Origin of the sequence: Pseudomonas sp. NFXW11 (assembly GCF_049887815.1) — a bacterium.
Lineage (GTDB): Bacteria > Pseudomonadota > Gammaproteobacteria > Pseudomonadales > Pseudomonadaceae > Aquipseudomonas.
On the sequence record NZ_JAGEKI010000005.1, the window covers coordinates 322,192 to 332,154 of the forward strand.

At 61.2% G+C, this 9,963-nt stretch carries 11 protein-coding genes; 1 reads left to right on the forward strand and 10 read right to left on the reverse strand.

Translation table 11 applies throughout. From position 1 onward, the window contains the following. Nucleotides 1-141: 141 nt before the first annotated feature. From J4P02_RS10955 to J4P02_RS11000, 10 genes are all read right to left on the reverse strand, one after another. Nucleotides 142-375, reverse strand: coding sequence for a hypothetical protein (locus J4P02_RS10955; protein ID WP_426189954.1), 234 nt, complete (start codon nt 373-375; stop codon nt 142-144). Nucleotides 376-518: 143 nt separating this feature from the next. Continuing rightward, nucleotides 519-1,124: an START domain-containing protein gene (locus tag J4P02_RS10960; RefSeq protein WP_426189956.1), complete on the reverse strand. Its 606-nt coding sequence runs from the start codon at nt 1,122-1,124 to the stop codon at nt 519-521. Nucleotides 1,125-1,167: 43 nt separating this feature from the next. Further along, a complete protein-coding gene (locus J4P02_RS10965; RefSeq protein WP_426189958.1) occupies nt 1,168-1,422 on the reverse strand; it encodes a YkgJ family cysteine cluster protein in 255 nt (84 codons plus the stop codon). Between the two features lie 169 nt (nt 1,423-1,591). Continuing rightward, on the reverse strand, nt 1,592-2,107 hold the full coding sequence (locus J4P02_RS10970; RefSeq protein WP_426189960.1) for a translation initiation factor 2: 516 nt from the start codon (nt 2,105-2,107) through the stop codon (nt 1,592-1,594). 77 nt (nt 2,108-2,184) lie between these two features. Further along, nucleotides 2,185-3,624, reverse strand: coding sequence for a PLP-dependent aminotransferase family protein (locus J4P02_RS10975; RefSeq protein ID WP_426189962.1), 1,440 nt, complete (start codon nt 3,622-3,624; stop codon nt 2,185-2,187). Nucleotides 3,625-3,827: 203 nt separating this feature from the next. Then, nucleotides 3,828-4,640, reverse strand: a complete 813-nt coding sequence (locus tag J4P02_RS10980) for an OmpA family protein (RefSeq protein WP_426189964.1) — start codon at nt 4,638-4,640, stop codon at nt 3,828-3,830. Beyond that, nucleotides 4,637-4,993, reverse strand: coding sequence for a DUF4398 domain-containing protein (locus tag J4P02_RS10985; protein WP_426189966.1), 357 nt, complete (start codon nt 4,991-4,993; stop codon nt 4,637-4,639). The genes J4P02_RS10980 and J4P02_RS10985 overlap by 4 nt, the downstream gene beginning before the upstream one ends. A gap of 9 nt (nt 4,994-5,002) precedes the next feature. After that, on the reverse strand, nt 5,003-5,827 hold the full coding sequence (locus tag J4P02_RS10990; RefSeq protein WP_426189967.1) for a substrate-binding periplasmic protein: 825 nt from the start codon (nt 5,825-5,827) through the stop codon (nt 5,003-5,005). An 80-nt stretch (nt 5,828-5,907) separates the two neighbouring features. Further along, nucleotides 5,908-6,837, reverse strand: coding sequence for an electron transfer flavoprotein subunit alpha/FixB family protein (locus tag J4P02_RS10995; RefSeq protein WP_426189969.1), 930 nt, complete (start codon nt 6,835-6,837; stop codon nt 5,908-5,910). A gap of 2 nt (nt 6,838-6,839) precedes the next feature. Then, nucleotides 6,840-7,589, reverse strand: a complete 750-nt coding sequence (locus tag J4P02_RS11000) for an electron transfer flavoprotein subunit beta/FixA family protein (protein WP_015634720.1) — start codon at nt 7,587-7,589, stop codon at nt 6,840-6,842. Nucleotides 7,590-8,136: 547 nt separating this feature from the next. Between J4P02_RS11000 and J4P02_RS11005 the strand changes: the two genes are divergently transcribed. Then, nucleotides 8,137-9,801: an electron transfer flavoprotein-ubiquinone oxidoreductase gene (locus J4P02_RS11005; protein WP_426189972.1), complete on the forward strand. Its 1,665-nt coding sequence runs from the start codon at nt 8,137-8,139 to the stop codon at nt 9,799-9,801. Nucleotides 9,802-9,963: the final 162 nt, after the last annotated feature.

Sequence of the window (9,963 nt, forward strand, 5' to 3'; positions counted from 1 at the left end):
GACCGACATCACGACCCGGGGAGGGTCGTCAGGAAACAAGCATGGAGCTGGCAAGATCAGGGCTTTGCGAAGAATTCTCTGATCCTGCTTGCAGATTAGCGCCAAGACTTGGACGCCGCCACAAATTGCTGCCTGCCCTGATCAGATCGGCGCGATGCCGAGAATCTGAATACTGTTCTGCTCTTTCAGGCTCTTGAGGGTGGGCTCATCGGTACGCCCTTCCAGATCATTCAGATCCAGCTCGGCGCTCACCGGCAGCAGCCTGGCGCGCACCAGTTGCGCGGCCTGCTCCAGCGTCGGTTGCTGCTCACAGTCGAAATGTTCGACGGACTGGACACCATGGTCATCGACGAAAGTGACTTGCCACTTTTGCATCAGTGCCTCCTCGATAGCCCGATCAGTGGGCTTACAGCATCTCGACCCCGAGCCCGAGGCAAACGTTCCAGCGCACAGCTATTGCCGCCATGAAAAAGGCCGCCCGCAGGCGACCTTGGTACTACGGCGATTGCAGCCGCAGGTTACGGCTTCTCGGCCCGCGCCTTGAGGGCCTTCAAGGTGTTGAACGGCGCATCCACCACAAACTTGTTGGCCAGCCAGGACGGCACGCTGCCACCTGGCTCGGTGTGCACCTGATAGGTCACTTCCACCTGATCGCCCTTGGGCACGAACTTCCAGTAGCCCTCGACCTGGGCTACTCGCACAAAGCCTTTCTCTTCGGGGATATAGGTCGGCAGGCCTTCCAGCTTGCGGGTCACGCTGCCATCGGCGGCCTCGCTGGTGGTGATATGCAGTACCGAGTCACGGGCGGTGACCGGCCATGGGGCGTTGAACTGGGTGTAGGTCCAGCTTTGATCGCCTTCATGCTTGAGCAGCTTCTGGGTCTTGCATTCGTGGATCCAGGAGCAAGCGCCGGCCGCGTCTTCCTGCAAGGCGCGGAGCTTGGCGATAGAGGTCTTCATGGTGGTGACACCACGGTAGGCCTTGTATTTGGAACCGGCGACTTCACTCAGGGAAACCTTGATGCCGTCTTCGTCCTTGGCCGTTTGCCAGTCTTCGGCCTGGGCCGTTGCTGCCAACAGCACGGTTAAACCACAGAGCACAGCAATTCGATGCAGCGAACCCATTGTCTTATTCCTTATTGTTGAAGTTCCGTTCATTGAGAACACCCTATGCCGCCGTCACTTGTTCCCACCAACCGATCAGGCGGATGGCGTCTTCACGGTTTTCGCCACACACCTCGGGCTCTGCCTGGAATGCCCCACACACTGGCGGCCGCTCCGGCCTGCCGAAAAGACCACAGAGATTTTCGACAGAAAGGTGCAGGCAACGTTCGCCAGCCGGCTTGCCATTGGGCATGCCGGGAATCGGGGTACTGATGGAAGGGGCAATGCAGCAGGCGCCACAACCTTCACGGCAGTTCATGACGAAAAACTCCTCGCGACGAGCAGAGTGTTGAATGACGCCGGACAAGAGTAACCGCTAAAACAGCCGTTTAAAATTACTCGAAGAACGGAATTTGCGTGCAAGCACAGGTGACTGATCAGTCTCCGACAAAGTGTCGACCCGAGCGGTCACAGGTACCGGGAAGAATTTACTGCTTGAACTCGAAATCCAGGGCCGCGCCTTCGATATCCCGACGCTCCTCGTTGCGCAACTGCAGCTGCATTTCATTGCTGAGCAAGCGGCCGTTGATCTGGAACGGGCTGCTTTCCTTGGGCTTCTCGCCAAACATCGGCGGCAGCAAAGGGGCACGCTTGGCCGGCGTCACACTGCCCACCGGCTGCAGGTGCCTGACCATCTCCACCGGCAGGCTCAGGTCCACCTTGGCACTGGGCAATGGCGCCTTGATGTCCTGATAGGCCCATTTGGACTTGGTCGACGCCGGAGTCTTTTTCGCGTTGGCCTTGCTCTTTGCGCCAGCCTTGGAGGGGCTGGCAGCAGGCTTGCCCTTGCTCTTGGGCGAGTCTTTCTTGGCGCTGGCCGGCTTGCTCGGATGGGTGGCACTGGCCGCTGGCTGGGCTGGGGCCCCGGCCGCCTGAACCGGGCTCAGCATTGCACTGCCCAGCAGGCAGGCCGATAACCAGATGGCAGGGAAAAAAGCTTTCATAAAGGCAGGTAAATCGACAAAAGGTATGCCTATGCTCGCTTGTTGCAGGCCCTGTGACAAGCACAGGGCCACACTCTTTAAAATCCGCCGGCCGCCTCTTGGCACAACTGGTTGGCGAGCATCCCCAGGGTCATCAAGGCCCGTTCGGCCTCACGGTTCCAGGGTGTGCCGCAATTGAGGCGGACACAGTGGTTGAACTGTTCGGTGTTACTGAAGATCAGCCCCGGGGCGATGCTGATGCCCTGTTGCAGCGCCCGCACGTGCAACTCCTGGGTATTGACCCGCCCCGGCAGGCTGACCCAGAGAATGAAACCGCCATTGGGCCGGGTGATCTGCGTGCCCTCGGGGAAATACTGCTGCACCGCCAGCTGGAAGGCGCTGAGGTTCTTGCGGTACTCCTGGCGGATATAGCGCAGGTGCCGGTCGTAGCCGCCGTTCTCCAGGTAGGCGGCGACGCCCATCTGGGTCACGCTGCACGCCGAGTGGGTGCTGAAGGTCTGCAGGCGCTGGATTTCCTGCTGGTACTTGCCGGCGATCATCCAGCCCACCCGCACGCCCGGTGACAGGGTCTTGGAAAAGCTCGAGCAGTAGATCACCCGATCCAGGCGGTCGTAGGCTTTCAGGGCCTTGGTGCGCCCCACCTCGAACATCAGTTCGCCGTAGATATCGTCCTCGACTATCTGGATATCGAAGTCCGAGGCCAGGCGCAGCAACTGTTTCTGCCGCTCTTCCGGCATGGTGCCGCCCAGGGGATTGCTCAACCGCGTGGTCAGCACCAGGGCCTTGATCGACCATTGGTTGGCAGCCAGTTGCAGGGCTTCCAGGCTCATGCCGGTGGTGGGGTCGCTGGGAATCTCGATGACCTTGAGCCCCAGCAGGTCGGCCAGTTGCAACAGCCCGTAGTAGGTCGGCGACTCGGCGGCGATCAGGTCGCCAGGCCGGGTCAGCACCCGCAGCGACATCTGCAGGGCATCCACGCAACCATGGGTGATCACCACTTCCGAGGGGTCGACCACCACCCCGGCATCGCGCATGCGAATCGCCACCTGGCGCCGCAGCGGCTCGAAACCGGGGCTGAACATGTAGCTGAACGCCCGGGGGCTGTGAAACCGCGTGACCTTGGCCAATTGCTGGTGCAGCGCCCGCACCGGCAGGTAGTCGACACTGGGCACCGCGGCACCCAGGGGAAACACCCCCTCACGCCGGGATTCCACCAGCACCTGCTGGATGATGCTGGCCCGGGTGACCAGCCCCGGACGCTCGACCCGGGCGATATCCGGGGTCGGCGCGGTCAGGGCCGGTGTCTGGTGCACGTAGTAGCCCGATTGCGGCCGAGCGCGGATCAGCCCCTGGTCTTCCAGATTGGCGTAGGCCTGGAGCACCGTGGCGTGGCTGACATTGAGCTGCGAGCTCATCTTGCGCACCGACGGCACGCGCTCCCCCGGCTGGTAGACACCACGGCGAATATCCTCAGCCAACTGCTGAGCGATACGTTGATAGAGCAAGAGGTTGGTCATGGCGCAGCACTCGCTTTCACGGCGTTTTATTCTTGTGTGAAACACTACCGGCACAGTTTAGAAGTGTACTGGGACAGTTTCTACAATAGTCGAGGACACCGGGCAGTGAAAAGCGCAACGCTAGGGTTTTGTGAGCTTATTTGCAGACATAAAAAAACCCGACGCGTGCCAGGCGTCGGGTTTTTCCGGGACAACGGGGTCTGTCAGCGCGCCGCGCCGAGCTGGCCCTTCTCGTCGGAGAAGACGATTTCCACTCGACGGTTCTGGGCCCGGCCACGCTCCGAGGCATTGGCCTCCACTGGATAGTCGTCGCCGTAACCCTCGACCTGGACCCGCTTCTCGTCGATCCCCAGGTCTACCAGCACGTCTGCCACAGCCTGGGCCCGATCCCGGGACAGCTGCAGGTTGTTCTGGCGCTCGCCAGTGTTGTCGGTGTAGCCCTCGATACGCACCACGCGCTTGGGGTTGAGCTGGAGGAACTGCACCACCTTGAGCACGGTGCGATTGGCCGAGTTCTTCAGCTCCGCCTCGCCGGTATCGAACAGCACGTCACCCAGGGTCATCACCAGGCCGCGATCGGTCTGGGTGGTGGCCAGGCTGATGATCTGCTCCTCCAGCCACTTGCCCTGCTGCTGCACGCTCAGCAACTTGGCCTCGCGCAGGGCCAGTTGCAGGCGCTGACGCTCCAGCTCGAGCTTGGCCGCGCGTTCCTGGTTCAGGGCCTGCTCGGTGTGCTGACGGGCAATCTCGCTATAGCGTCGGCTCAGGTAGGCGTAATGCTCGACATCGCTGCCGCTGCCCCAGTAGGTCGACAGGCGGTCGGCACGGGCCAGGGATTCACCGGCACGGATCACGTCCTTGGGCGCGATGCGCAACACGTTGGAGTCTTCCTTGACCTTCTGGAAATCGCTGCCGGCCTGCTGCAAGGCTTCTTCACTGTGCTGGCCGGCGCAGCCCTGTAGGCCGAGGCAGGCCACCAGCATGGCGCCACCGAGAATACCCATGGAGCGGCTCATTGGGCGTCCCCCACTTGCTTGCGCAGACGGGTGATGCGCGAATTCAATGCGTCCACCTGTGCCTGGCTCTTGCCGGTCAGCACCTTGGCTTCGGCCAGGCGTGCGTCCAGTTCGGCCTGCTCGGCGCGAACCCGGGCTTTCTTGTAGGACTGATCCTGCATATTGCCCTGGGCCCGGGAGAACTTGTCCTCGGCCAGCTTCATCTCGGGCATGTCCTCGGCGGAGGCGCCCACGGCCTTGGCTTGCTCCAGTGCCTGGGCAGTGAGGCGCATCTGCTCGTTGGGTGCCGGATCGGTTGCACAACCGGCCATGGCCAACAGAGCCAGGGCCGCGATAAGGGGTCGAATAGTCACACAGTATTCCTAGGGTTTTGGGCTGCTGACGGGTTGCTGCAACTGGGCCTTCCAGCGCTCCAGATTGCGCTGCAGCAAGGCCTCCGTCAGACCGGACGCGGGCAATTCTGTCATCTTTTTTGCCAGCTGTCCGCGCAACCATGGGTCATTGCAGGCGGAGTTATGGGACAACGCCAGGAACAGCCCCGGTTTGTCGATGGGCTGGGGAAATGCCGCCAGATCGGCCGCCAGCCCCAGGGACTGAGCCATGGCCATGCCTGCATATCGCGGGGCCAGGACATAGTCCACCTCGCCCAGCACCAGGCTCTGCAGCACCTGGGTCAGGTTCGGCAGGCGCTTGAGCTGCAGGTGCTCCCTGGCCATGGCCTGGAACGGCTGGGTCAAGCGGGCCTTTTCCGAGAGCGCGCCACGATGGCCCGTCAGGTCCTCGAGCTGGTTGTAGACCAGGGTCGAATCCTTGCGGGTCCAGACCAGGTAGTCGTTCTGCACCAGGGCCGGATGGATGTAGTCCAGGGATTCCAGCGCGTCGAGGGTCAGCGGCGCATCGGCCAGCATGTCCATGCGTCCGCTACGCACCTCGTCCAGGGCCTCGGAGCGCTTGCCGGCGTACAGCAGCTCGACCTTCAGCCCCAGCTCCCCGGCCACCTGCTGCAGCAGATCGGCGCTGGCCCCCACCAGGTGCCTGGGGTTCTGCGGATCGCGCCACAGGTACGGCGGTGCATCCGGGCTGCCAGTGACCACCAGCCGCTCGCATTTGCCCGCAGCCATCACCAGCGATGGCAACAGGCCCAGGCCGAGCAAGGTCGACCAGCCACTCAGGCGGCGCAGAATCATCAGGACAGTCTCCAGGGCAGCAAGCGGACAAAAAAAAGCCCGGCCAAAGGGCCGGGCTCTTTATAAGTGAAGCCGCCGGATTAGACCAGCTTCTCCAGCTCGGGTACGGCTTCGAACAGGTCCGCCACCAGGCCGTAATCGGCCACCTGGAAGATCGGTGCCTCTTCGTCCTTGTTGATCGCAACGATCACCTTGGAGTCTTTCATGCCGGCCAGGTGCTGGATCGCGCCGGAAATACCGACGGCGATGTACAGCTGTGGCGCAACGATCTTGCCGGTCTGGCCGACCTGCATGTCGTTGGGCACGAAGCCTGCGTCCACGGCCGCGCGGGAGGCGCCGACCGCAGCGCCGAGCTTGTCGGCCAGGGCGTACAGGTGCTTGAAGTTGTCGCCGTTCTGCATGCCGCGGCCGCCGGAAACGACGATCTTGGCAGCGGTCAGCTCTGGACGGTCGGACTTGGCCAGCTCTTCGCCAACGAAGCTCGATTTGCCAGCGTCGTGAGCGGCGCCCACGGTTTCAACGGCAGCCGAGCCACCTTCGGTGGCAACCGGGTCGAAACCGGTGGCACGTACGGTGATGACTTTCACCGCAGCCGAGGACTGCACGGTAGCGATGGCGTTACCGGCATAGATCGGACGCTTGAAGGTGTCGGCGCTTTCGACCGAGATGATCTCGGAGATCTGGTCCACATCCAGCTGAGCGGCAACCCGCGGCAGGATGTTTTTGCCGTTGGAAGTGGCGGCAGCCAGGATGTGGCTGTAGCCCTTGCCCAGTTCAACCACCAGCGGTGCAACGTTTTCCGGCAGTTGATGCGCGTAGGCGGCGTTGTCGGCCACCAGCACTTTGCTCACGCCAGCGACTTTCGCAGCAGCTTCGGCCACGGCGCCAACACCGGCACCGGCAACCAGTACGTGGATGTCACCACCGATTTTGGCGGCGGCAGCAACGGTGTTCAGGGTGGCCTGCGCCAGCGCCTTGTTATCGTGTTCGGCGATTACCAAGATAGTCATGATCAGATTACCTTCGCTTCGTTTTTCAGTTTCTCGACCAGTTCAGCCACCGACTTGACCTTGATACCCGCGCTGCGTGCAGCCGGCGCTTCGACTTTCAGGGTCTTGTTGGTGGAGGCGGTGGAAACGCCCAAAGCATCAGGAGTCAGCGTTTCAAGCGGCTTCTTCTTGGCTTTCATGATGTTTGGCAGAGACGCGTAGCGCGGCTCGTTCAGACGCAGGTCGGTGGTGACGATGGCTGGCAGGTTCAGCGCAACGGTCTGCAGGCCGCCGTCGATTTCACGGGTGACGTTGACCTTGTCGCCAGACACTTCGACCTTGGAGGCGAAGGTGCCTTGAGCGTAACCGCTCAGGGCCGCCAGCATCTGGCCGGTCTGGTTGTTGTCGCTGTCGATGGCCTGTTTGCCCAGGATCACCAGCTGCGGCTGTTCCTTGTCGACCACGGCCTTGAGCAGCTTGGCCACGGCCAGGGAGTTCAACTCTTCAGCGGACTCGACGAGGATTGCGCGATCGGCACCCAGTGCCAGGGCGGTACGCAGTTGCTCTTGAGCAGTAGCAGGACCGATGGAGACGACGACGATTTCAGTCGCCACGCCTTTCTCTTTCAGGCGTACGGCTTCTTCCACTGCGATTTCGCAGAAAGGGTTCATCGACATCTTGACGTTGGCGAGGTCGACGCCGGAGTTGTCCGCCTTGACGCGAACCTTGACGTTATAGTCGACCACTCGTTTGACAGCTACAAGAACCTTCATGGATTCCTCGTTACTCTCCGGTGAAAAGAAAGTCGCCTAGGCGAGAACCTGGCGGTTGATGCTCATCGGCACAAGGGCACCTCCAAAAACGCTGGCGCATACAGGTCGACCTTGCTCACGGGGTGATGACCGTTGGTCAGTGGTGACCGACGAGTCATTCATTATCGCGGCGTGTAAACTGCGCACTTTCAAGCTGCGCGGCGCGTCACCTTTACTGCCTTCGCCCTGTCTTTAGAGGTGCTCTTGAAACCAACAGTCAGCCTACGGCGAGCGCAAAACCGACCGTATCTTGACCGGAACGCCTTTTCCGGTCAATACGGCAAAATAGCCGTTCATAAGCCGCGCGTCTTTGATTTATCTGGGCTGCGACAATTTCAAACAAACGTTTGTATTGGACGCTGAGAGTGGTGTAGATATAATGCGCCGCCCAGAGAGAAAGGTCGGCCGTCCTGCTTCCATCCCCCCTTTTGGTGACGGAAAAAACGCGGATGCAACGCCAGACCTCCAATTAGAAAAAACCGTTGAGCCTTGAGTAGGAGATAGCCTAGTGGAACGCGAATACATGGAATTCGACGTGGTCATCGTCGGTGCCGGCCCCGCAGGCTTGTCCGCCGCTTGCCGCCTTAAGCAGAAGGCCGCTGAAGCCGGTAAGGAAATCAGCGTCTGCGTGGTAGAAAAAGGCTCCGAAGTCGGTGCTCACATCCTTTCCGGTGCGGTGTTCGAACCACGGGCCCTGAACGAATTGTTCCCGGACTGGAAAGAACTGGGCGCACCACTCAATACCCCGGTCACCCGCGACGACATCTATGTACTGCGCAGCGGTGAAACCTCCACCAAGGTTCCAGACTTCTTTGTGCCCAAGACCATGCACAACGAAGGCAACTACATCATCTCCCTGGGCAACCTATGCCGCTGGCTGGCCCAGCAGGCCGAGAACCTGGGCGTGGAAATCTACCCGGGCTTCGCCGCCCAGGAAGCCCTAATCGACGAGAACGGCGTGGTTCGCGGGATTCTCACCGGCGACATGGGCGTCGACCGCGAAGGTCATCCGAAAGACGGCATGTACACCCCCGGCATGGAACTGCGCGGCAAGTACACCCTGTTCGCCGAAGGCTGCCGTGGCCATATCGGCAAGCAGCTGATCAAGCGCTTCAACCTGGACAGCGATTCCGACGCCCAGCACTACGGCATCGGCCTCAAGGAAATCTGGGAAATCGACCCGGCCAAGCACCAGCCAGGCCTGGTGGTGCACACCGCCGGCTGGCCGCTGGAAATCATGGGCAACGAGAACACTGGCGGCTCCTTCCTCTATCACCTGGAAAACAACCAGGTGGTAGTCGGCCTGATCGTCGACCTGTCCTACGCCAACACCTACCTGTCGCCATTCGACGAGTTCCAGCGCCTCAAGCATCACCCGGTGCTCAGCCAGTACCTGGAAGGCGGCAAGCGCATCAGCTACGGCGCCCGCGCCATCTGCAAGGGCGGCCTGAACTCGCTGCCGAAAATGGTCTTCAAGGGCGGCGCCCTGATCGGTTGCGACCTGGGCACCCTGAACTTCGCCAAGATCAAGGGCAGCCACACCGCGATGAAGTCCGGCATGCTGGCCGCCGACGCCGTGGCCGATGCCCTGCTGGCCGGCTCCGAAGGGGCTGATGAGCTGAACAGCTATGTCAACGCGTTCAAGTCCAGCTGGCTGTACGAAGAACTGTTCGCCAGCCGCAACTTCGGCCCGGCGATCCACAAGTTCGGCGCCATCGTCGGCGGCGGCTTCAACTGGGTGGACCAGAATCTGTTCGGCGGCAAGCTGCCCTTCACCCTGCACGACACCAAGCCGGACTACGCCTGCCTCAAGCTGGCCAAGGACTGCGCGAAGATCGACTACCCGAAACCCGACGGCAAACTCAGCTTCGATAAGCTGAGCTCGGTGTTCATCTCCGGCACCAACCACGAAGAAGAACAGCCGTGCCACCTGAAACTCACCGACCCGAGCATTCCCCTGGGCCGCAACCTGCCGCTGTATGACGAACCGGCGCAGCGCTACTGCCCGGCCGGCGTGTATGAGGTGGTCACTCAGGAAGACGGCGAGAAGCGCTTCCAGATCAACGCGCAGAACTGCGTGCACTGCAAGACCTGCGACATCAAGGACCCGGCCCAGAACATCACCTGGGTCACTCCGGAAGGCTCCGGCGGCCCGACTTACCCGAACATGTAAATCGCCGCGGTAGCCAAGAGGCCCCCTATATGGGGGCCTTTTTTATGGTTCTTCACGGAATCCCGGGAAACTCAGAAACAAAAACGCCGATTTGATAGATGATGTTCGTGCGAGCAAACAGATCTAAAAAACCGGCGTTCTTATGCGTGATATTAATACTTT

Excerpts from the sequence above, each read along its gene's own strand:
- J4P02_RS11000 (WP_015634720.1), bottom strand. The coding sequence starts at position 7,589 with ATGAAGGTTCTTGTAGCTGTCAAACGAGTGGTCGACTATAACGTCAAG.
- J4P02_RS10990 (WP_426189967.1), bottom strand. The coding sequence starts at position 5,827 with ATGATTCTGCGCCGCCTGAGTGGCTGGTCGACCTTGCTCGGCCTGGGC.
- J4P02_RS10970 (WP_426189960.1), bottom strand. The coding sequence starts at position 2,107 with ATGAAAGCTTTTTTCCCTGCCATCTGGTTATCGGCCTGCCTGCTGGGC.
- J4P02_RS10980 (WP_426189964.1), bottom strand. The coding sequence starts at position 4,640 with ATGAGCCGCTCCATGGGTATTCTCGGTGGCGCCATGCTGGTGGCCTGC.
- J4P02_RS10960 (WP_426189956.1), bottom strand. The coding sequence starts at position 1,124 with ATGGGTTCGCTGCATCGAATTGCTGTGCTCTGTGGTTTAACCGTGCTG.
- J4P02_RS10975 (WP_426189962.1), bottom strand. The coding sequence starts at position 3,624 with ATGACCAACCTCTTGCTCTATCAACGTATCGCTCAGCAGTTGGCTGAG.
- J4P02_RS10955 (WP_426189954.1), bottom strand. The coding sequence starts at position 375 with ATGCAAAAGTGGCAAGTCACTTTCGTCGATGACCATGGTGTCCAGTCC.
- J4P02_RS10965 (WP_426189958.1), bottom strand. The coding sequence starts at position 1,422 with ATGAACTGCCGTGAAGGTTGTGGCGCCTGCTGCATTGCCCCTTCCATC.
- J4P02_RS10995 (WP_426189969.1), bottom strand. The coding sequence starts at position 6,837 with ATGACTATCTTGGTAATCGCCGAACACGATAACAAGGCGCTGGCGCAG.